The 21558-nt window shown below is 56.8% G+C and carries 25 protein-coding genes, 1 tRNA gene and 1 pseudogene; 14 read left to right on the top strand and 13 right to left on the bottom strand.

The window, feature by feature from the left end:
• Window positions 1-7 precede the first annotated feature (7 nt).
• The 3 genes and pseudogenes from B9H00_RS00485 to gloB all read right to left on the bottom strand — a co-directional run bounded on the left by B9H00_RS00485 (window position 8) and on the right by gloB (window position 3710).
• Window positions 8-1077, bottom strand: a pseudogene (locus tag B9H00_RS00485) (microcin C ABC transporter permease YejB).
• Window positions 1078-1082: 5 nt separating this feature from the next.
• Window positions 1083-2837, bottom strand: a complete 1755-nt coding sequence (locus B9H00_RS00480) for an extracellular solute-binding protein (RefSeq protein WP_322788258.1) — start codon at window positions 2835-2837, stop codon at window positions 1083-1085.
• 105 nt (window positions 2838-2942) lie between these two features.
• Complete coding sequence (gene gloB / locus B9H00_RS00475; RefSeq protein WP_086898999.1) at window positions 2943-3710, bottom strand: hydroxyacylglutathione hydrolase; 768 nt, start codon at window positions 3708-3710, stop codon at window positions 2943-2945.
• Between the two features lie 129 nt (window positions 3711-3839).
• Between gloB and B9H00_RS00470 the strand changes: the two genes are divergently transcribed.
• Genes B9H00_RS00470 through nudC form a run of 4 tightly spaced genes read left to right on the top strand, consistent with a single transcriptional unit; the run spans window position 3840 to window position 6723 of the window.
• Window positions 3840-4706, top strand: a complete 867-nt coding sequence (locus tag B9H00_RS00470) for a methyltransferase domain-containing protein (protein ID WP_086898998.1) — start codon at window positions 3840-3842, stop codon at window positions 4704-4706.
• 34 nt (window positions 4707-4740) lie between these two features.
• The gene (gene rnhA / locus B9H00_RS00465; RefSeq protein WP_236944313.1) at window positions 4741-5208 is read left to right on the top strand and encodes a ribonuclease HI; all 468 of its coding nucleotides are present in this window, start codon (window positions 4741-4743) and stop codon (window positions 5206-5208) included.
• Window positions 5205-5945, top strand: a complete 741-nt coding sequence (dnaQ, locus tag B9H00_RS00460; protein WP_086898996.1) for a DNA polymerase III subunit epsilon — start codon at window positions 5205-5207, stop codon at window positions 5943-5945. Before rnhA ends, dnaQ begins: the two co-directional genes overlap by 4 nt.
• A gap of 1 nt (window position 5946) precedes the next feature.
• A complete protein-coding gene (nudC, locus tag B9H00_RS00455) occupies window positions 5947-6723 on the top strand; it encodes an NAD(+) diphosphatase (RefSeq protein ID WP_086898995.1) in 777 nt (258 codons plus the stop codon).
• Between the two features lie 25 nt (window positions 6724-6748).
• Here nudC and B9H00_RS00450 read toward each other — a convergent pair whose 3' ends face one another.
• Window positions 6749-7075, bottom strand: coding sequence for an SCP2 sterol-binding domain-containing protein (locus B9H00_RS00450; RefSeq protein WP_086898994.1), 327 nt, complete (start codon window positions 7073-7075; stop codon window positions 6749-6751).
• Window positions 7076-7118: 43 nt separating this feature from the next.
• On the opposite strand from B9H00_RS00450, the gene sohB reads away from it, so the two are divergent.
• Complete coding sequence (sohB, locus tag B9H00_RS00445; RefSeq protein ID WP_322788257.1) at window positions 7119-8258, top strand: protease SohB; 1140 nt, start codon at window positions 7119-7121, stop codon at window positions 8256-8258.
• Window positions 8259-8326: 68 nt separating this feature from the next.
• Here sohB and B9H00_RS00440 read toward each other — a convergent pair whose 3' ends face one another.
• Entirely contained in the window at window positions 8327-8599 is a 273-nt protein-coding gene (locus B9H00_RS00440; RefSeq protein ID WP_236944398.1) for an ArsR/SmtB family transcription factor, read from the bottom strand.
• Between the two features lie 263 nt (window positions 8600-8862).
• On the opposite strand from B9H00_RS00440, the gene B9H00_RS00435 reads away from it, so the two are divergent.
• Window positions 8863-9540, top strand: a complete 678-nt coding sequence (locus B9H00_RS00435; RefSeq protein ID WP_086898992.1) for a 7-cyano-7-deazaguanine/7-aminomethyl-7-deazaguanine transporter — start codon at window positions 8863-8865, stop codon at window positions 9538-9540.
• 56 nt (window positions 9541-9596) lie between these two features.
• Window positions 9597-10397 (top strand): alpha/beta fold hydrolase, encoded by an 801-nt coding sequence (locus B9H00_RS00430; protein WP_086898991.1) that lies wholly within the window; start codon window positions 9597-9599, stop codon window positions 10395-10397.
• 41 nt (window positions 10398-10438) lie between these two features.
• On the opposite strand, the gene B9H00_RS00425 is transcribed toward B9H00_RS00430, so the two are convergent.
• From B9H00_RS00425 to B9H00_RS00405, 5 genes are all read right to left on the bottom strand, one after another.
• Entirely contained in the window at window positions 10439-11857 is a 1419-nt protein-coding gene (locus B9H00_RS00425) for a 3'-5' exonuclease family protein (RefSeq protein ID WP_236944312.1), read from the bottom strand.
• Between the two features lie 140 nt (window positions 11858-11997).
• Complete coding sequence (gene mntR / locus B9H00_RS00420; protein ID WP_086898989.1) at window positions 11998-12450, bottom strand: manganese-binding transcriptional regulator MntR; 453 nt, start codon at window positions 12448-12450, stop codon at window positions 11998-12000.
• A 156-nt stretch (window positions 12451-12606) separates the two neighbouring features.
• Complete coding sequence (locus tag B9H00_RS00415; protein WP_086898988.1) at window positions 12607-13620, bottom strand: ABC transporter substrate-binding protein; 1014 nt, start codon at window positions 13618-13620, stop codon at window positions 12607-12609.
• Complete coding sequence (locus B9H00_RS00410) at window positions 13617-14408, bottom strand: ABC transporter permease (protein ID WP_086898987.1); 792 nt, start codon at window positions 14406-14408, stop codon at window positions 13617-13619. The genes B9H00_RS00415 and B9H00_RS00410 overlap by 4 nt, the downstream gene beginning before the upstream one ends.
• The gene (locus B9H00_RS00405; protein ID WP_086898986.1) at window positions 14405-15169 is read right to left on the bottom strand and encodes an ABC transporter ATP-binding protein; all 765 of its coding nucleotides are present in this window, start codon (window positions 15167-15169) and stop codon (window positions 14405-14407) included. The genes B9H00_RS00410 and B9H00_RS00405 overlap by 4 nt, the downstream gene beginning before the upstream one ends.
• A gap of 320 nt (window positions 15170-15489) precedes the next feature.
• On the opposite strand from B9H00_RS00405, the gene B9H00_RS00400 reads away from it, so the two are divergent.
• Window positions 15490-16338, top strand: coding sequence for a hypothetical protein (locus B9H00_RS00400; protein ID WP_086898985.1), 849 nt, complete (start codon window positions 15490-15492; stop codon window positions 16336-16338).
• A gap of 163 nt (window positions 16339-16501) precedes the next feature.
• Window positions 16502-18163: a potassium/proton antiporter gene (locus B9H00_RS00395; RefSeq protein WP_236944434.1), complete on the top strand. Its 1662-nt coding sequence runs from the start codon at window positions 16502-16504 to the stop codon at window positions 18161-18163.
• 80 nt (window positions 18164-18243) lie between these two features.
• Here B9H00_RS00395 and B9H00_RS00390 read toward each other — a convergent pair whose 3' ends face one another.
• From B9H00_RS00390 to B9H00_RS00380, 3 genes are all read right to left on the bottom strand, one after another.
• On the bottom strand, window positions 18244-18483 hold the full coding sequence (locus B9H00_RS00390) for a hypothetical protein (protein WP_086898983.1): 240 nt from the start codon (window positions 18481-18483) through the stop codon (window positions 18244-18246).
• Between the two features lie 79 nt (window positions 18484-18562).
• Window positions 18563-18835, bottom strand: a complete 273-nt coding sequence (locus tag B9H00_RS00385) for a hypothetical protein (protein WP_147376521.1) — start codon at window positions 18833-18835, stop codon at window positions 18563-18565.
• A 203-nt stretch (window positions 18836-19038) separates the two neighbouring features.
• A tRNA-Ser gene (locus tag B9H00_RS00380) sits at window positions 19039-19128 on the bottom strand.
• 147 nt (window positions 19129-19275) lie between these two features.
• Here B9H00_RS00380 and B9H00_RS00375 point away from each other — a divergent pair.
• From B9H00_RS00375 to B9H00_RS00355, 5 genes are all read left to right on the top strand, one after another.
• Window positions 19276-19941 carry a Bax inhibitor-1/YccA family protein gene (locus tag B9H00_RS00375; protein ID WP_086898981.1) on the top strand — a complete coding sequence of 222 codons (666 nt, stop codon included), beginning with the start codon at window positions 19276-19278 and terminating at the stop codon, window positions 19939-19941.
• Between the two features lie 104 nt (window positions 19942-20045).
• Window positions 20046-20438, top strand: a complete 393-nt coding sequence (tusD, locus tag B9H00_RS00370; RefSeq protein ID WP_086901618.1) for a sulfurtransferase complex subunit TusD — start codon at window positions 20046-20048, stop codon at window positions 20436-20438.
• Between the two features lie 30 nt (window positions 20439-20468).
• A complete protein-coding gene (locus tag B9H00_RS00365; RefSeq protein WP_086898980.1) occupies window positions 20469-20822 on the top strand; it encodes a DsrE family protein in 354 nt (117 codons plus the stop codon).
• Between the two features lie 31 nt (window positions 20823-20853).
• Complete coding sequence (tusB, locus tag B9H00_RS00360) at window positions 20854-21138, top strand: sulfurtransferase complex subunit TusB (RefSeq protein WP_086898979.1); 285 nt, start codon at window positions 20854-20856, stop codon at window positions 21136-21138.
• Between the two features lie 65 nt (window positions 21139-21203).
• Window positions 21204-21554, top strand: coding sequence for a TusE/DsrC/DsvC family sulfur relay protein (locus B9H00_RS00355; protein WP_086901617.1), 351 nt, complete (start codon window positions 21204-21206; stop codon window positions 21552-21554).
• The last annotated feature ends 4 nt before the right edge of the window (window positions 21555-21558 follow it).

The raw sequence follows: 21558 nt of genomic DNA, 5'->3' as shown, positions 1-21558 counted from the left end.
ACAAGGGCTAACTCTCCCGTCGTTCGAAGTCGATACGCGGATCGATGGCGACATAAGTCAGATCGGAAATGAGTTTCAGTACCAGACCGATCAGCGTGAAGAGGAAAAGCGTGCCAAAGATCACAGGATAATCACGCTGCAGGACGGCTTCATAACCCAGCATGCCAAGACCATCGAGCGAAAAGAGTACCTCGATCAAAAGCGCGCCGGTAAAGAAAATGCCCACCAGCGCAGAAGGCAGGCCTGCAATGACAATCAGCATCGCATTGCGAAATACATGGCCGTAAAGCCGGCGTCGCTCCGAGGCGCCCTTGGCGCGCGCAGTCATGACGTATTGCTTGTGAATTTCCTCGAGGAAACTGTTGCGAGTCAGAAAGGTCAGGGTGGCAAAGCTTCCGATGGTCAGTGCCATGACCGGTAGAGTAATGTGCCAGAAGTAGTCGATGATTTTCCTGCCCCAGGAGAGCTGGTCAAAATCGGGCGAGGTCAGCCCGCGCAGCGGAAACCAGTCGAGATAGCTGCCCCCGGCAAACACCACGATCAATAGCAGGGCAAACAGGAACCCCGGGATGGCATAGCCCACAATGACCAGTGCCGAGCTCCACAAATCAAATCGACTGCCCTGGCGCACCGCCTTGAGAATACCCAGCGGCACCGAGATGAGATACACCAGTAGCGTGCTCCAGAGCCCCAGCGAAATGGAGACCGGCAGTCGCTCGATAATCAGATCGGTGACGGACTGCCCTCGAAAAAAGCTGTCGCCGAAATCCAGCCGCGCATAGTGACCTACCATAATGACAAAGCGCTGCCACGGAGGCTTGTCGAAGCCGAACTGTGTGTTGAGTTCCTCAATGAACACGGGATCAATGCCGCGCGTGCCGCGGGTAACATCACCGCTGGCCACCACGCCATCACTGCCACCCCCAGCGCCGCACTCGAATTCATTCCCTCGACACGCGACAGCATCTGCTCGACCGGGCCACCAGGCGCCGCCTGAACAATAATGAAATTGAGCAGCAGTACTGCCAGCAACGTTGGCACCATCAGCAGTACGCGCATCACAATGTAGCGTGTCATGAGCGTTATTCCCGGCGGGCGTTGATCTGTCGCGCGCCTTGAGGGTCAATCCACCAGCTATCAGGATCCAGGCCATATTCCGGACTCTGATCGGGCATGGCCATTTTTTTCCAGTACGCCAATCGGGTGACCGGCGAATGATACTGGGGGATCACGTAAAAGCCCCAGCGAAGCACCCGATCCAGCGCCGAGGCCGCCGTATCCAGTGCCTTGCGTGAATCCGCACGAATGATCCGGTCAATGAGGTCATCAACGGCTGGACTGGAAATCCCCGCAAGATTGCGACTCTGGGGTTGATCGGCATATTCGCTGCCCCAGTATTCACGCTGCTCGTTGCCGGGGTTGGTGCTCTGGGCGATCACGGTGGTGGTCATGTCAAAATCGAACTGGCGCAGGCGCACCAGATACTGGCTTTGATCCACGGTTCTGAGCGTGACCTCTATTCCCAGACGCGCAAGGTTGCGCACCATCGGCAGCGCCATACGCTCAATGCTTGAGCTGCCCAAAAGCAGCTCAAATCGCAACGGTCGGCCCGTTTCCCGATTGACCATCCGGTTATTGCGCACTTCATACCCCGCTTCGCGGAGAAGCTCCAGCGCTTCTTTCAATCGGGGCCGCAGGGCCTGCGGTGCCTTGATGGGCAGGGGAGTCTTGAAGACCTCTTCGGGCAGTTGATCACGCCAGGGCGTCAGAAGCTCGCGCTCAGCGTCATCCGGCAGCCCTTTTGCTTCCATGGAGGAATGATCAAAAAAGCCATGGGTACGGGCATAGAGGCCATAAAACAGATTACGATTGAGCCAGTTGAAATCGAACGCAAGCCCCAGGGCACGTCGAACGCGCCGATCCTTGAACACATCACGGCGCAGGTTCATGACGAAGCCCTGCATGGGCGCCGGTTTGTGATCCTCGATTTCAACGCGCTTGATCAACCCCTGGCGCGCGGCAGGAAAGTCATAGCCGGTCACCCAATTGCGCGCGATGGTTTCGATACGCAGATCGACTCGACCCGCCCGAAAGGCGGTAAGGGCCACACTCGGATCGCGATAGTAGTCAAAAATCAGGCGGTCAATATTGTAACGTCCTCGATTGACCGGCAGATCCCTGCCCCAGTAATCATCGTCACGTTCATAAACAATACGCTGACCAGGCTGAACGTCGCTGATGCGATAAGGGCCGGAGCCCATTAGAGGCTCAAGTGTGGGCCGAGTCATGTCACGGCGCTCGATATCCTTTGCCGACAGCACCGGTAGCTGCCCCAGAATCAGCGGCAGCTCGCGTGAGTTGTGCTCACTGAACTCAAAGCGCACGGTGAACGGCGAGACCACCTCTACATCGGTGACATCGGCATAGTAGGCCCGGTACATGGGTGAGCCCTGCGCTTCAAGCGTCTCAAAGGTAGTGACGACATCTTCTGCCGTTACCGGGCTGCCATCATGGAAGCGCGCTCTGGAATCCAGATCGATTTCCATCCAGCGGCGATCCGGGTCCAGCCGAATCCCTGAAGCCAGTAACCCATACAGGGTAAAGGGCTCATCCGGGCTTTCGACCATCAGCGTATCGAAGGGCAGACCGCCAAAGGCAGTGAGCCCGCTGGCCGGATCACCACGCACGATAAAGGGATTGAGCGAATCAAAGCTGCCCATGGCCGATCGCACCATATCGCCCCCCCTGGGCGCCTGCGTATTGACCCAGGGGAAGTGATCGAAGTCGGAAGGCAGTTCGGGCGTATCGTATAGTGAAATGCCATGTACGGTCGGCACGTCACTCACCGGAGCCGCCTGCACCCCGGAGACTGCCAACATCACCAGGGCAGCCCAGAGGGCGCCATGCCACCGGGCCAGGCGTATCATTTCAACGGTTCACCTTTAGAAGCGATCCTTCCAGGCTCGCAGGGTAGTAAAGGTAGACAATGCATCATGCGCCTCTCCCTGTTCAGCGGCGCTGCGCTGAACGCTTTCAAGATGGACACGCATGAAAGGATTGACGAGGCGCTCACGTCCGATAGTGCTGGGAAGTGTGGGGCGATCAAGCTCACGAGCCTTTTGACACTCGGCAAGAAGCGCGTCGCGGTTAGCGTTCTCCAGCTCAGCCGCCTGAGCAAATTTCAGATTGGATAGCGTATATTCATGTGCACCAAAGACCAGCGTGTCATCATCAAGCTCGGCAAAGCGTGTCAGCGCCTGATGCATCTGTTCTGGGGTGCCTTCGAAGAGGCGACCGCAGCCACCACAGAACAGTGTATCGGCACAAAAGAGCAGGGAGGGGGTGCCGCTGGAAAGATAGGAGATATGATCCAGCGTGTGGCCAGGCGTGGCCATGACCTCGAAATGCCGGCCCAGCAAGCGGAAACGATCGCCATCTCTCACAGCATCATCGATCCCCTTGATGGCCGGATTGTCGGGACCAATGACACGTGGGGAGTAACGCGATTTCAGCTCATCAAGCCCGCCGGTATGGTCTCGGTGATGATGCGTAATCAGGATGGCCTCAAGGTGCGCCCCCGAGCGTTCCAGATAATCGATGACCGGCTGCGCTTCACCCGGATCGACCACAACAACGCTGCCGGCATTATCCTGTTCCATCACCCAGATGTAATTATCCTGGAACGCTGGCAATGGTTTGACGGTCAACATGACAATCCTCGAAAAATTGGGTTGCAAAAGGGGATAGAGTACCCGACATGGCAAGCGGGTCGGGTCACTGCCAGCCTCGATCACCGGGGCGCTCATTTAATTCGATAACCATGCGATCAGGGGCCCTGCATGTCAAATCACCACGCAGATCAGGCAACGTTCAGTGAACAGTTCCTTGCCGGACAGCGTTACTGGCAGACCTCCCATGGCAGACGACAGTGGCAGGCCGAGCAGCAATGTCTGCATCAACAACTGTCCAGATCGGGTATGCAACATGCGCTCGAGCTGGGTATGGCACCGCCCCTGCTGGCCATTGACAGCATCCGCCATCGAATCCAATGGGCACCACAGCGTAGTCTGGCCGAGTATCCCTCCACCCTGATCTGTCGCCCCGAGGCTCTGCCACTGGCTGACGAGTCCCTGGAACTGGTACTGGTTCATCATCTACTGGAAGTGTCGCCTCAGCCTACCCATGTCCTGCGAGAAGCTGCACGCGTCACCAGTGACAGTGGGCGCCTGATATTGATTGGCTGGCATCCGCTGGGCATAGCAGGGCCAACACGACTCAAACGCTGTCGCGAACACTTTTATCAGCGTAGTCGCTGGCTGACACCGGGACGATTGCGAGACTGGCTGAGGTTTATCGACTTCAATATTGAACGCATCGATTATTGCGGATTTGTGCCTTTTGAAAACACGCCGGACTGGCTTCTCATGGAACGCTGGGGCCGACGGCACAATCTGCCGCTTGGGCGGGCATGGGTCATTGTTGCCAAACGTCAGATGTGTCGCATGATTCCTCTCAAAAAACGCTTCAACCCAGCCACCATACTGGGCAGCAAGGCCTCCGTGCTGGCCTGCACAGCCCATGAGCCCCCTCAGCCACTGCAAACCTCTTCATCGTTCGTCATCCCTGAAAGGGCAGACATTGAATCCGGCAGTCAGGTTCATGCCGGCAAACGTCACTCGGCAGTCACCCCGGCCGTCGTGGCATAATGGCAGCCTGATTTCGAATACCAAGAGGCACGCAGTGAGTGATGAAGCACGTCCCCATGTCATTATCCATACGGACGGCGGGTGTCGGGGGAATCCCGGGCCGGGCGGATGGGGTGCGGTTCTGCGCAGCGGCCCTCATGAAAAGTGCCTGAAGGGTAGCGAGGCACATACCACCAATAACCGCATGGAGCTCATGGCGGCCATTTCTGCCCTGCGAGCACTGACTCGTCCCTGTCGCATCGATCTCTGGACCGATTCTCAATATGTGCGACAGGGCATTACCCAGTGGATTCATAACTGGGTCAAAAAGGACTGGAAAACAGCGTCAAAGGCCCCGGTCAAAAATGCCGAACTCTGGAAGATGCTGCTGGAAGAGTCCCGCCGACACGACATCGAATGGCACTGGCTCAAGGGGCATGCCGGTCACGAAGGCAACGAGCTTGCCGACCAGCTGGCCAACGACGCCATGGATGAACTCAGAACCCGCGAGAAGACATCATGAGACAGATCATTCTTGATACGGAAACGACCGGCATTGAGGTCAGGGACGGGCATCGCCTGATCGAGATTGGAGGCGTCGAGGTCATCAATCGTCGCCTGACCGGGCGACATTACCATCAGTACATCAACCCCGAACGGCCCATCGATCCTGAAGCCATCGAGGTGCATGGCATTACTGATGCTCGAGTGGCCAATGAGCCGCTATTCGCCGATATTGCCCATGAGTTCTGGGAATTTGTCCAGGGCGCCGAGCTGGTCATCCACAACGCACCCTTTGACGTAGGCTTTATCGATCACGAATTTGCCATGGTCAATCGAGCCCGCGGCAACGATGAACTGGGGCCGCTGGCATCGAAATGCAGCATCCTTGATACCCTGAAGATGGCACGTGACCGCCATCCGGGGCAGCGCAACAGCCTGGATGCGCTATGCAAGCGTTACGATATCGATAACGGCCACCGTGAACTGCACGGCGCCCTGTTGGACTCCGAGATTCTGGCCGATGTCTATCTGGCCATGACCGGCGGTCAGACCGCCCTGACGCTGGGCGCTGATCGCGACGCCGATAGCAGCAACAGCAGTAGCGGTAATACCGGGTTTGGTATTCGCCGGCTGGCTTCCGGGCGTGCGCCGTTGAGGGTCATTACCGCCAGTGATGAGGAAGCACAGGCTCATCAGCAAAAGCTGGCCAAACTGCGCGAGAAGGGCGTCTGTCTCTGGGACCAGCTAGGGGGTTGAGGTGCTGACACGTGATATTCAAACGCTGGCCAACTGTCGTGAAGGTTATCTGATCCGTATCGGAGAGCATGGGATTGCCGACAATGGCCAGGGCGGTATTTTGCAGCCCCGCGCTCGCTGGCCAGACGGCGCCATTGCCCTCGGCTACTGGAACGAGGTGCCTGTTGCAGTACTGTCCGAACCCGGTGATGAGCAGTGGCCACCAGCGCGGCAATGGCTGGGCTCGCTGCCTGAACAGTCCTTCGGGTTGATTTCCACGGCACTACAGATCGTGCGCTGGTCGCAGGACCATCGTTTTTGCGGACGCTGCGGTACTCGCATGCGTCGTCGGTCCGGCGAATTCATGATGGCCTGTCCCGCCTGCAGTTTTCGAAGCTATCCCAGAATATCGCCGTGCATCATTACGCTGGTGACCTGGCGTGACCAGATGCTGCTGGCGCGCAGCCCGCGCTTTCCTACGGGTCGATTTAGTACGCTGGCCGGCTTTATCGAGCCGGGAGAATCAGCAGAGGAGGCCGTGCGTCGTGAGGTGTTCGAAGAGGTCGGTGTGAAGGTGGGGCGCGTCAGCTATTTCAAAAGCCAGTCCTGGCCCATGCCGCACTCATTCATGATGGGGTTCTACGCCGAGGCTGCCAGCCGCGACATCCAGATCGACGGCATCGAGATCGAGGCCGCCGACTGGTTCACTGCCGATCAACTGCCGGGCCTGCCGCCATCCTATTCCATCTCCAGTGCCCTGATCGAAAACTTTTTGAGAGGCAGCGCCGTTCGGGAATAGACCCTCAGGGTAAAGCGCCCGCCGATCAGGCGTCGCTGCGGCGGCGAAACAGGCGCGTCAGGCGAGAGGCCAGCATGATGTCGCCGCGAGCGCGGACCTTGCCGGACATAACGGCCTGCATACCACTGAGCTCCTTGTTGATCAGTCGCTCGAAAGTACGGGTATCCGTCATGAGGGTCACAGACGGGGCATCGTGGTTGCCTTCCTGAACATTGAGCGTTCCATCATCGATCACGACAAAATAGCGTGGCCCTTCATCCAGTTCGAGCTGCAGGGTTTCCTGAACCCCTGCGGCCGCTTCGGCATCAAAACGTTCATGGAGCTTTGCAATCAGTGGCGCGGTATCGACCATCTTCATATCCGGTTAATGATTAAAAATACATGATAGCCAGTTCGTGGCTCGTGATGTCTGGTCTTCAGCACTTTCAGACGTCATGTGCGATGATGGCGCGCATTCTATCCGTTATACCCGGGAGGTTGAAAACGTGGGCGAATGGTTATCCAGCTACGCACTGTTTCTGGCACAAAGTGTCACGGTGGTCGTGGCCATTGCCGTGGTACTGATGCTCGTGGTTCGAGCCCGTGGCCAGCGCCAGGAACGCGGTGCCAGACTTCATGTGCGCAATCGCGGAGAATATTTTCGGCGCCATCGTGAAACACTTGAGGATGCCACACTCAGGCAAGGAGAGCGTGAGCGCAATATCAAGGCTCGATTGAAGGCTCGCAAGGCAGAGCAGAAAACAGCCAAAAAGCAGAAACAGGTCGCTGAAAAGCACCACACCCTCTGGGTGCTGGATTTTGACGGGGATCTGCGGGCCTCAAGAGTGCCGGCCTTTACGGAAGAGATTACCAGCGTCCTCATGGCGGCCAAACCGGGGGATGAAGTACTGGTTCGGCTGCAATCGGGCGGGGGACTGGTCCACGCCTATGGACTGGCCAGTGCTCAACTGGACCGGCTGCGTGAGGCAGGGCTCAGGCTTACGGTAAGTGTCGACAAGGTCGCCGCCAGTGGCGGCTACATGATGGCCTGCTGTGCAGATCATCTGATTGCCGCGCCCTTTGCCGTGATCGGCTCGATCGGGGTGGTGGCGCAGATCCCCAATCTGCATCGGCTGCTCAAGAAAAACGATGTGGACGTCGAGATTCTGACCGCCGGGCGTCACAAGCGAACGCTCACGATGCTGGGTGAAAATACTGAAGAAGGGCGCGAGAAGTTTCTGGACGACCTGGAAAAGACCCATGATCTTTTCAAATCCTGGATCGCCGAGCGTCGGCCGGCACTGAACATTGAACAGGTCAGCGAAGGGGATATCTGGTACGGGCAGCAGGCCATTGACCTGGGCCTGACCGATGAAGTCAATACCAGTGAGGCATGGCTGCAGGCACGCAGCGACCAGTGGCAGATTCTGGAAGTTGGTCTCAGGCCACAGCGCTCGATGCTGGAGCGTCTTGGCAGGGGCAGTGAGGGCGCCATCGAGCGTGGCATAGACCGCACCATTGATCGTGTGATGCGCTTGCGCTGGGAAAAGCAGTAGTACCTTGAAACGACAAGCGGCCTGCCCCTGTCAGGGGGCAGGCCGCTTATTCAAACCACGTGCCAGACTCAGGGCCGGTCAAGCCCTGCCAGCGTATCGATCACTGCTTCGGCGTGTTTGCCACGCAGGGAGTAATAGATGGTCTGGGAAGCACGACGTGTGTTGACGAGCTCCTCACGGCGAAGCACAGCCAGATGCTGTGAAAGCGCCGACTGGCTCAGGTCAAGTTTGCTGTTCAGTTCTGACACCGACATTTCACCTTCTCTGAGAAGACAGAGAATGCGTAATCGGTTTTCATTGGCCATGGCCTTGAGCAGCGGTGCAGAATCGAGAATGACCATTTCGCACCCCGCTGTCGCGATCGGTGCAGTGGCACATACACTCATTTTTAACTCCTTGTGAAAAAAAACGCTCTGCAGGTTGGCGCGCTATTGTCCAAACGTTGTTCTGACAGCGCTCGGCGCTCCAACAATGCAGTACCGTGTGCCATGACCCTGATGAACAGGCTAAGCAACTCGCTCATCAAACGGCCTCTGGATTAGCGCTCACGGTTAGATGATTTTATACCTTTCTGGTTCACAGAAATCGATTAAAAAACCTGATAATGCTCATATTTGACTATGCCAGAATGCGTATTGCGCTTTTGGTGCTCTGTATCTTTCATATTCTGGTGATTGCCGCGAGCAATTACCTGGTTCAACTGCCCATTACGCTTTTGGGGTTTCATACCACCTGGGGCGCCTTCAGCTTTCCCTTTTTGTTTCTTGCCACTGATCTTACCGTGCGTTTGATGGGACGACATGCGGCAAGACGTCTCATCGCCCGTGTCATGCTACCGGCTCTGGTGGTCTCTTATCTGGTCTCCGTTTTATTCCAGCAGGGGCAGTGGCGTGGGCTGGAATCGCTATGGACCTTCAATCTTTTTGTCGGGCGTATTGCGCTGGCAAGTTTCATGGCTTACGCCCTGGGGCAGGCGCTGGACATTCTGGTATTTGACCGATTGAGACGGATGCAACCCTGGTGGCTGGCGCCGGTCGGCTCCACGATTCTGGGAAATTTGCTGGATACTTTTATCTTCTTTTTCGTGGCGTTCTGGCACAGTCCCGACCCCTTCATGGCCGAACACTGGATCGAAATAGCGGTGGTCGACTATGGTGTGAAACTGACCATCAGCCTGCTGCTGTTTCTTCCCCTTTATGCCATGTTGCTGATCTGGCTGAAGCGCTGTCTGCTTCAACTTTCAGGTGTGGAAACCATGCCCTCGGATGAAATGGAACACTGATGATGCATGTTCAGGGATAACCGCTGCATCAATCGCAACACAGTGACGGAGACTTCATGAGTATCGAGCTTCACTACGTGGATTCTGGCGCGCCGGAGCAGGCCGAAACTTCGCCGCTCGTGGTTTTGCACGGCCTTTTTGGCAGCGCGGACAACTGGCGCTCTCACATCAAGCACTGGCGCCAGACACGGCGCGTGGTGGCCATGGACCTTCGCAATCACGGCCGGTCTCCACATGCGCCCGGCATGCACTACGAGGATATGGCCGCAGACGTACTGGGCGTTCTGGATCGTCTTGATATCCGGCAGTGTGATCTGTTGGGGCATTCCATGGGGGGCAAGGTGGCCATGACGCTTGCAAGGCGTCACCCCGAGCGGATTGCGCGCTTGATCGTGGCTGACATCGCACCCGTGGCCTATGAACACGGTCACAATGATGTCTTTCAGGCCCATCGTCTGGTCGAGGACGCCTTGCCGGAATCACGAAAGGAGGCCGATGACGCGATGGCCGAGGCCGTCGATGATCGGACCACCCGACAGTTTCTGGCCACCAACCTGGTGCGCGATGATCAGGGCATTCTCGGCTGGCGTGTCGGTCTTGATTTTATCGAGGAAGGCTACAGCGATATTGTGGCGCCACCGGGTGGAGACACGCCCTACAAGGGGCCGACGCTGGTTCTGAGGGGAGAGCGTTCCAGCTATATCACGGACGATGCATTACTCGTGATTGCCGAAATCATGCCAGAGTCTCGAGTCGACACCATCAGCGGTGCCGGCCACTGGCTTCATGCAGAACAGCCCGAAGCCTTTCTCAAGGCCATTGACACCTTTTTGAAGGACCAGTCGAAAAAGGGCTGATCGAAACAGGGCGCATCGCTCTTAGTCATCCCGCTTGTTGTTCAGCCTTCAAGCGGGATGACACTGATATTCTCATGCTCGTTGGCCAAAAAGCGCGTGAGGATTTTATAGGTGTCGGCATCAAAGGCGATCTCGTCCGTAGCCGGCGCCTGGTCCAGCTGTTCCACGCTGCCCAGGTAGCACCAGTGATCCACCAGATGGTAGACCACGTCCTGATCACTGGCTGTTTCCCTGAAAGCAACGCGGCCTTCCCACGGCCAATGGCGAATGCGCAGTCCCTCAAGCGCCTCACGAGCGCGCTGCGTGTGCGCCTCCAGACTTTCCTGACCACAGCAGGCTCCGGCACAACGGCCAATCTGATAGGCAAAACAGCGTCCCTTGCCGCGCTCCAGCCCCATTACCCGTGGGCAAAGGCGCTGTTGCTCAACAATACTGGTCAGGGCCTGAGTCGCTTCCTTTCGTGACCGGAACATGCCATAGCGCGTGCCCGAGACATCTTCATGCAGCGTTTTTTGCCCGGCAAGCTGTGGCGCCCGTGCCTCCAACGGCCAGTACCAGGTATGTAGTCCGGCACTGCGGCGTAGCCGACGATTATAGATCGGGGAGAGCTGCTTGATCAGACGGGCCTCAAGAAGCTGCGCGCCAAGATCACCTGCCGTTTCATGCCATTCAAGGTGCCGGGTCTGCTGGCAGATCTTCATTTCACGATCGTTGCGGTGATCGTTGTTGAAGTGGCTCAACACTCTTGAACGTAGATTGACGCTCTTGCCGACATAAAGCGGCAGCTGATTGTGTCCATAAAAGAGATACACCCCAGGGCGCGACGGGAGTTCATCGAGCAGGCCGGGATCAAGCTGGGCAGGAAGACTACGCCGGCGCTCCTGATCAAGCACCAGCTTCTCGATCTGTTCAACGCAGTGATGACGCGCCCAGTATTGCCAGACGGAAAACAGCGTCATGGTATCTCCCATCGCCCTGTGGCGTGGCGGATGGGGCTCGAGCTGATAACGTGTCAAAAGGGCATCCAGCCCATGATGGTGCGAGCTTTTATCCAGCGCTCGCGACAGCTTGAGCGTACAGATAACGCGTCGTCGAAATTCCCGACCCAGTCGTCGAAACTCATTGCGCAGGAAGCTGTAATCAAAGCGAGCGTTATGGGCAATCAGCCAGCCATCTCCCAGCCATTGTTCGAATCTGTCGGCGATATCCTCGAAACCGGGCGCACCGGTGACCAGTGCATTGTCGATGCCGGTCAACGTGGCAATGCGTTCGGGAATGTCGATCCCCGGGTCTACCAGAGATTCGAAGCGGTCAACGATCTGACCGTCCAGTATACGAAGTGCAGCGATCTCGGTAATACGGTCGCGAGTGGCACGTGTGCCGGTGGTTTCAAGATCAATGAAGACCAGCGGCGTATCCGCCAGCGGCGGATGCATCTGCTCTCTTGAATGAGACGACATGACCTGAGTCTCCCGACGCTGATGATAGCGTCGTACTGGAACACGAGAATATGAGTGAGCCTGCAACAGTAGGACATGCCGCAGGCAGGGCGCTTCATTCAGGATAGGTATTGAAACGACAGGACGGGAAGCAGGAAACGTTAACGGCTGGTCATGCGGGAAATGGAATCCGGTACCAGGTGAGGATTATCGGCCAGAAAACGGTGCATGGCCGCCACGGTTTCATCGCTGCAGTGATGCTCGATCCCTTCGGAATCGGCCCGTGCAATGCTCTCGGGGACCCCCAAAGCCAGAAGCGCCTGAAGCACGACCCGATGGCGCGCTGCCACCTTGTGAGCCAGCTCTTCACCCTGATCAGTCAGAAAAATTCCGCGGTAGGGGCGTGCATTGACCAATCCATCCCGTTTTAGACGCGTGACCACCTTGGACACTGCGGCAGGACTGACGCCAAAACGATCAGCAAGGTCGCTGGCACGTGCTTCTCCCAGATGGCGATGCAGATGCGCTATTTCCTCGACATAGTCCTCCACCAGTTCACGCTGGTGATCCTGGCGCACGCGCTCAAAATGTTCGTGGTGGGACGTTGATGGCATGACTCTCTCTTGATCGATCGCCGAAACGGGAATAAAAGTAACACATAAAAGTTGACTATTATAATAAGGATTGTAAACAACGCCGTATTCAGAAATGCCTTCAGGAAGCGGCTTCCGGGCCCGAATCCTGAAGGCATTCAGCTGCCTTGTTCTCTCTCACCGACCAGTGGCGTTGATATCTTCTGCCAGTCGATCAACCGGTGCTCGTTTTTTGATGACGCCGCGATCCAGCAGAAAATTCTCGAAATCACGATAGCGCGCCGTGTCCAACGCTGCCGGGCGAAGTGCGAAGCGAGCAATGCTGGCTTCCCAGGCCTTATGATTGACCTCGTTATCCAGTGATCGGTCATACGTCTTGAACGTCTCCCAGCTCTGCTCGGGATGATTCACGATCCACATCGTGGCCTTCTCAACGGCCTTCAAAAAGCGCGATATCAGCGGACGCTTTTCATCCAGCGTTTCGGTGTTGGCCAGAAAGATCAGCTCGTCATAGATGGGAACGCCTTCTTCCTCAATAAAAAAGGCGCGTCCTTCAACCCCTTCCTGCGCCAGTTGAGCCGGCTCGAAATTGCGAAAGGCACCTGTTACGGCATCAACCTGTTGGCTCAACAGGGCAGGCGTCAGGGCAAAGTTGACGTTGACGAGTTCGACATCGCTCATATCAAGGCCGGAATGCTTGAGCATCGCCGCCAGCAGAACCTCTTCGACACCCCCAACCGAGTAGCCGATCCGCTTGCCCTTGAGATCCTCAATCTGATGAATATCACTGTCGGCGCTTACCATCAGTACGTTCAGTGGGGTACCGATCAATGTGCCGACACGTTTGATCGGAAGCCCCTCATCAACCTGCAGATGCAGCTGAGGTTGATATCCCAGCGCCAGATCCTCGCGGCCTGCGGCGACCAGCTTGGGTGGCGCGGTCGGGTCGGCTGGAGCATCAATGGTGACGTTCAGGCCAAGGTCACGAAAATATCCCTTTTGCTGGGCAATGATGATTGGTCCGTGACTTGGGTTGACGTACCAGTCCAGCATCAGACGCAGGGACGACTCGGGAGGCGAGGACAGCGGTGCCGGTGCGTTTTCGTCAGTCCTCTCATCGGCTCTAACGGCACCGGTCAGCAAAACGGTCATGAGCGCCGCGAACCATAAACGATCCCGTACTCTTTTCATGATCTCTCTCCATTGATTAACGTGTGTCTGCCGGTGTGATCCGGCTGCCAGGGCATGGCCAGACGACACAGACGATCGACAGTAAAGTACAGCGTGATGGTGATCAGCAGCAGCACGATCAGGGCAGCAAACATCAGATCGGTCTGCATGCGGCCGTTGGCCTGAAGCATGAGATATCCAAGCCCGGCGCTGGAACCTACCCACTCACCGATGATGGCGCCGATGGGGGCAGCAGTCGCGGCCATACGAAGTCCGGACGCCAGAGATGGCAGGGCGGCCGGCAGTCGAATGTAGAAAAGCTGGCGATTGGCACTGCCCCCCATGGTGGTGACCAGATCAAGCCAGCCGGGCTGGGTCTGACGCAGGCCGTCGTAGCAGGTCGAGGCGATAGGGAAGTAGATGATCAATGTCGCCATGACGACCTTCGACCCCGGTCCGTAACCGAACCAGAGCACCAACAGCGGTGCAATGGCAAAGACCGGAATGGCCTGGGTCAGCAACAGCAACGGCAGAACGGTCGAACGCAGAAAGGCCCATCTCGATAGGGTCAGAGCTGTCACCGTGCCCAGAAGCGTGCCGCAGAGAAAACCGGCCACGATTTCACCGAGCGTGACCAGTGCGTGATGCCATAAAAGCCCGGACTGTTCGATAAGGGTATGCAGGACACTCAAGGGCGCCGGCAGCATGTAGCGCGGCGCGCCCAGAATTACGATCAATTGCCAGAGCCCCACCAGCAACGTGGTCGCCAGCATCAGTCGCAGCAGGGCGGGATAGAGAGATCGCGTCATGAGGCCTGCTCCATCAGCGCCTTTAGAAGCTCGCCGTGATGATGACTGATCGAGGTTGCTGCCGGATCACGCGGTGGAACGCCCTGTGGCGGCATGATTTGCTCGATACGGGCAGGGCTACCCCGCATGACCAGCAATTGATCACTCAGTCGCAGTGCCTCGAGGGGATCATGCGTCACCATTAGTACAATACGGTCTGACAGCAGTTCGCAGGCCTGGGCATGAATATCGAGGCGGGTCATGGCATCCAGCGCAGCGAAGGGCTCATCCATCAACACCAGCGCTGCCTGCTCAAACAGGGTACGCGCCAGAGCAATTCGAGCGCGCTCACCGCCGGACAGAGTTTGCGGATAGCTGTTGGCCGCCCAGTCAAGGCCAACCTTTTCAAGAAGCGACATGGCCCGGTCACGATCATGTCGCTCGCCGCGCATGACCGCTCCCAGCTGCACATTATCGATGACGCGGCGCCAGGGCAGCAGCAGGTCCTGCTGACCCATCCAGGCAATGCGCTGCTCGAAAGGGTGGTCATCGGTATCCACCAGCGACAGGTGGGCATCACTGGCAACCTCAAGTCCGGCCATCATGCGCAAAAGCGAACTCTTGCCACACCCGCTTCGACCCAGCAGGCAGCTCCAGCTGGACGACGGAAGAGACAGGGAGATATCGTCAAACAGCACTCGAGTGCCAAAGGCAAGACGTGCCTTCTGTACACGAAGCCCATCGGGCGCGAGGGCACTGGAAGAGGAATCTGATAATGGCATGGCAGCCCTTTTTAAAGGGCGAAGGGCACGGCGTGCGTGATTCGAAATCCCTCCGCCGGCATGAACCGGATCAGGTAATGGGCGCTGTTTGAACGCCTTGCGGGTTGTGGCTGACCACTCTCAGCATCGATATGTCTCGATACACCCCGTTCGAACATCGCCGAGTCTAGCGCCCCATGACCATGTCGACCATGATTTCATGCATGACTGACACATTATTTCCGCTATCGGCATAAAGGACTTTTTTATCAGGACGTTATTTGCATACTAAAAAGAGGCCAACCGTTTTCGGTGCACTTCATTAAAAAAGGCTGCCTTGAATGACACCACCGTGCGAACTGACCGAGCGACTCTCGTTTTTTCTGGGACGACAGCTCATTGCTCAGCCACTGGACTGGGAAGATGCCTCCAACTGGCGCTGGAAAAGCGAGGCGCTGTCGCCGGAAATGATTCGCATGGCGCGCACCGGTATCAATGATCCGTTCTGGCACGGCCTGTGGGCGCTGTTCGGGTTTGATCGCTGGCAACACGCCGAACACCTGACGCGTCTGGCCGGCAATCTGCCGGCGCATTTGCCCATGCTGCCGCTGCCCATGACCTGGCTGGGCGAGCTTCAGGGGGCACCCGTCTGGAGTCTACCGTGGCGCGCCGGACGTACCGCGACCATGAACACGTCGTTTACCTCACGTCTGGGGGAGCAGATCGGACGTCTTCACGCAGTTCCGGTGTCGGGGTGGGGCCATCCACTGGCCGACATCTGGCCGCTGTCGACATGGCCCCGAAAGGTGAGGCGCTATCTGGATCAATACGCGCCACCGGAGGTGCTGCGCGACCTCCCGGCCCAAATCCCCGAACCGGCAACCGCTGTTTGGAGTCTGCCTGATCTACGTGATGACCAGTTCATACAGGGTGCTACGGACTGGTGCTGGAGTGACTGGGAGGCACTGGTATGGGCACCGCGAGAGTTCGACTGGGCACTGATCGAGCTCTTGATCACCGAGCCTGATCAGCAGCGTCATTTTCTGGACCGCTACTGGCAGTTCTGCGATGTTATCGATATCAATGCACACCGACTGATTTGTCGAGCCATCCTGTGGCGATTCAACTGCTTTGGGCCCTGTCCCTGGGCGGAAATACGTGATGCCCGCTGCTGGCTGAACTATCAATAAGCGTGTCTGTCGCCATGACATGCCTGGTCTTTGCCTTTCACCGGGAGCCTGGATGATAAAGACAAGCGTTCGTGGCACACTACGGCTTATGACAAGAGGTTATTAACGAGACGCCGTGACCGACTTTAACAGCATATTCCTGATTGGTGGATTACTGGTGGCCATGAGCATTCTGGCCAGCCGGGTATCTGCGCGTATTGGCCTGCCATTACTTCCCCTGTTTCTGGGTATTGGCATGCTGGCCGGTGTTGATGGATTGGGGCTGATCAACTTCAGTGACTATAACCTGGCCTACCTGATCGGCCAGCTGGCCCTCGCCATGATCCTGCTGGACGGCGGCCTGCGCACACGCATGAAAACCTTCAGGGTAGGGCTGCGACCAGCGCTGTCGCTGGCCACGCTCGGCGTCTTTCTGACCAGTGGCCTGACCGGCCTGTTTGCCATGTGGGTGTTTGATCTCAGCATCTTTCAGGGGCTGCTGGTCGGGGCCATTGTCGGGTCAACGGACGCCGCGGCCGTATTTTCAATGCTCAGCGGTCAGGGCATTCGTCTCAACGAGCGTGTGGGGGCAACACTTGAGATTGAGTCAGGCACCAACGATCCAATGGCCATCTTTCTAACCCTGATTCTGTCGCAGACACTGGCAGGCTCCATCGACAGTGTGTCCGGCACGCTTTTAATGTTCATCGAGCAGTTCGGCATCGGTGCTCTGGCCGGCATTGCCAGCGGCTGGCTACTGGGTCGCCTGCTGCGCTGGCTTGATCTGGCACCAGGGCTTTATTCATTGTTGGCCGCCGCCATGGGCTTCAGCGTTTTCGCACTGACCAACATGCTGGGTGGCAGCGGCTTTCTGGCCATCTACCTGGCCGGCGTCATGATTGGGAATATCCGCGGCAAGCACCTCGAGTTCATTTTGCCGGTGCATGATGGGCTGGCCTGGCTGAGTCAAATCGGGCTTTTCCTGACCCTGGGGCTTCTGGTCACGCCCAGTGAAATGGTCGACTATGCCTGGTCCAGCGTTTTGGTCGCCATAATACTGATTTTTGTGGCGAGACCCCTGTCGGTATTGCTGAGCCTAAAACCCTTTTTCGGCTTTCGCTGGCGAGAACTTGCCTTTATCTCATGGGTCGGGTTACGTGGCGGCGTGCCGATTGTTCTGGCCATCTTTCCGGTGATCGCAGGCGTTGAAAATGCCTCGCTTTATTTTAATGTGGCCTTCTTCGTGGTGCTGATTTCACTCATCATGCAGGGCACCACGATTGGTCATATGGCTCGCTGGCTCAAGGTCGAGGTACCTGCAGAAACCGCCCCGGCACGCCGTCGTCTGCTGGGCGTGCTGCCTGAAGATGATTATGAGATGTTCGTTTACAAGGTGGACAGCAAGCGCGTTGAAAATACGCCGCTTAGAATGCTTCGCTTTCCTTCCGGCGCCGTTGTGGCCGCCATTTTCCGTGAACACGTCATGATCCACCCCACCGGCAGTACCCGATTGCAGGCCAGCGATGTGGCCTGCGTCATCGCCCGAACCCATGATCTCAATGCCATCAATCACCTGTTCAATGGCGATGCCGAGCTCAAGCGGGAACGTGATTTCTTCGGGGCTTTTGCGCTGTCAGGCGAAGCCTCAATGGGCGATGTGGCAGATGCCTATGGCCTGACCCTGTCGCGCTGGGAACGTGAGGAAACGCTGGGAGCCTTCATTGCCCGGCGTGTCGGCGGCTACCCTGTAGTAGGGGATGATATTGACTGGCACGGCATTCACTGGGTCGTACAGGATGTTGAGGGCAATAACGTCACACGAGTAGGTTTGAGATTACACGGCTAAATCGTGGTTCGTGAATCCCGGATATCCGGACATAAAATCGCCCGCTGTAGAAGCGGGCGATTTCATGTTCAGGGCATGTCCTAGTTCATGACACGCCACTTGTTATTTTTCTGCGAGGTCGGCGGCAATGGCTCGTCGTCGTGATCAAGCTGAATACGTGTTGATTCGTCCAACAGATCTCCCTGAGGTGTACACTCCTGAAACTCACCGGCATGGCCCGGGCGATCACCAACGTTAAAGATACCGGGCGGATTCTCGCCCTGATGCTCATTTTCGCGTTCCATGTTGCCCTTGGTAAAACCGCGTCCGCTGTTGGCCATTTGAACCTCTCCGTGTCGTTCGATCATCCTGAAATGAGCCTAGGCAAAGCATCATCACTCTGCAACCAGAATGGTTTTGTCAGCAACCAGCATCACTTAGCTTCTGAAACGCATACACGGCACTGTTATCGATACCCTGTTGGCGATAATAGGCTTCAAGGTTGATAAAGACTTCCAGCATGTCCTGGTCAAGGTAAAGTTCATCCATCTTATGGCCGTGCTGCCAGAGCTCCAGCCACATAGCGCCAGAATCACACGGCTGTTGAATGACCTCACCGGAAAAGGACTCGGAAGCAGCATCACAGGCTTGCTGTAAACTTACGGGTATCAAAGCCATTGCCTCGGTATGCATGTAAATGAGGCAACAGTAAGTGCAGGTGTTCTGATTGTAAATTTTTGAGGTGTAAAAGTTGTTCGGCAGGATGAAGTCGGAGGAGCTGAAATAACCCGGCGTTTTTGTTCAGGTGCTCAAGACAAGGCAGAACAGCGAAAACAGCAAGACGTCAGAAATGAAAAAAGGCCTGCCAATCATGAATTGGCAGGCCTTTCAAATAGTGGCGGAGGGACAGGGATTCGAACCCTGGAAGGGCGTTAACCCTTGCCGGTTTTCAAGACCGGTGCATTCAACCGCTCTGCCATCCCTCCGGCTTACGGCGATGCATCTTAACAGCCTGTCAGCAAAGGTCAAGGAGCTTAATTCAATCAAAAGGGTTATCGCTTGCAGAGAAAGCGTTTGAAGCTCATTCTTGGTTAAAATTCCACCACAACCAGGCACAATGCAGGGAGTGATCCATGGTCGATAGAACCTATGGGGTCTCGCAAAGCGGGGCCAGAAGTGTCGAATCACACAAGGTATTGCGCAATACCTATATGCTGCTGGCGATGACGCTGCTGTTCTCGGCCGTTACCGCCGGGATTGCGATGTCGATGGGCATCCAGCGCATGAACATTTTTGTTTTCTTCATTGGCGCCTATGGATTGATGTTTCTGGTCCACAAGACAGCCAATTCGGCGGCCGGGCTGCTGGCGACCTTCGCCTTTACAGGCTTTATGGGCTTCACCCTCGGTCCGATTCTCAGCGCTTACCTGACGCTTTCCAACGGCCCGCAGCTGATCATGACCGCACTGGGCATGACGGCCGTGACCTTTGCCGGCCTGTCGGCTGTGGCGCTGATTACCCGCAAGGACTTCAGCTTCCTGAGCAACTTCATCATGGCCGGAGCCATCGTGCTGATTCTGGCCATGGTGGTGGCGATGATCTTCAACATTTCCGGTCTGGCACTGGCCGTGTCCGCAGGCTTTGTTCTTTTCGCCTCGGCCGTGATCCTTTACGAGACCAGCCAGGTGATTCATGGCGGACAGAACAACTACATTCTGGCCACCATTAGCCTGTATGTGGCGATCTACAATCTGTTCATCAGCCTGCTGTCGATTCTGGGCCTGACTTCCAGCGACTGACCCATCGCGACACCATGATCTGGTAACATGAGACCCTGCCTTCGGGCAGGGTTTTTTTGTTTCAGGAAGCTGGTTTCTGGAGGAATATCCCGGTGTCTCAAGGACTGACCTACGCTCTGATGGTGCAGGGGGCGCCCTATAGCCAACAGGCCTCACATAGTGCGCTGCGTTTTGCCGAAGCCCTGCCGGCACAGGGGCATCGTGTGGCAACGGTCTTTTTCTATCATGACGGCATCTACAATGCCGCCAGCATGATGACACCGCCAAGGGATGAGCCCCATCTTCTCGAGCGATGGCGTGCGCTGCATAAGGCCCAGCAGTGTGAACTTCTGGTCTGCGTGGCCTCGGCCGTTCGTCGCGGCTTGCTGGATGAGGGTGAAGCGCGTCGTCATGGCCATTCACATTCTACCCTTGAAGCGCCCTTTGAATTGACGGGGCTTGGGCAGCTCATGCAGGCCGCGTTTTTGCATGATCGATTGATTACCTTTGCCCCTTGAGGCAAGCATGACGGACAGGGCAGTAACCACATGGAATCCAAAAGCATACTGGTGATCGTGCGACACCCACCGCATGGCTCGAGCTGGGTGCGTGAAGGCCTCGAGACGGCACTGGTCGGCGCAGCGCTTGGCCAGCCACCGACCCTGCTGTTCAGCGGCGACGGGGTTCTGGCACTGCTGGCCCAGCAGCAGCGCGGCGCTCTGGGCCAGAAGGGCAGTGCGGCCATGCTCGAAGGCCTGTCACTCTATGACATCGAGCCTCTCTGGTATGACCAGTACTCATTTGAATCGCGTGGTATTGACGTCGAACAGCTGATTCCGGGGTGTCAGCAGGGCTGTATCGCGGAAATGATCGCCCGCCACGATGTGGTCATGAGCTTTTAATGCACCATTGCTTCCATCAACGAGGGTCATCATGAGCACGCTTCACCTGGTCAATCGATCTCCCTTTGCGACCCGTATTCTTGACGAGCTTGCTGCTGCGGTTTGCGAAGGTGATCATGTCCTTCTCATCGAAGATGGCGTCTATGCCGCCAATGGCACCGCATTGGACGATTTTCCCGGGGGCGTCGAGCTCTGGGTACTGGAAGAAGACTGCATATCGCGTGGTGTTGCGCCCTCGGATGCCTCGAGGAGGGTCAGCATGGCAGGCTTTGTCGATCTGACAGCCACGACGCATCGTACCGTTAGCTGGTTCTGATCATCGTGCCGGCTTGATGGTCAATCAATGACACTACACTCCTCATTTTCATGGCATCAGAATTCATGACATCGGATACGGACACGCTCACACTTGCTGATGGCACGATCGTCGCGCTGGATAGCGATGGCCACCTGCAGGATATTGAATGCTGGTCGCCTGAAGTGGCCGAAAAAATGGCCGAACGCGAGGCTCGCGTATTGACGCCCGAACACTGGGAAATCATCGAGCTGCTGCGTGACTTTTACGCGCGCTTTGAGATGGCGCCGGCCATGCGGGCACTGGTCAAGGCGACCCGCCAACAACTGGGTGAAGAAAAGGGCAGCTCGCTTTATCTGATGTCGCTTTTTCCTGAAAGCCCGGCGCGCGTGGCAGCTCGACTTGCCGGGCTGCCACGTCCTACCAACTGTTTGTAGGTCA

It is taken from the genome of Kushneria marisflavi (genome assembly GCF_002157205.1).
Taxonomy (GTDB): Bacteria; Pseudomonadota; Gammaproteobacteria; order Pseudomonadales; family Halomonadaceae; genus Kushneria; species Kushneria marisflavi.
The sequence above is the reverse complement of the archived record's forward strand: the minus strand, read 5'-3'. Positions and strand labels throughout refer to the sequence as shown.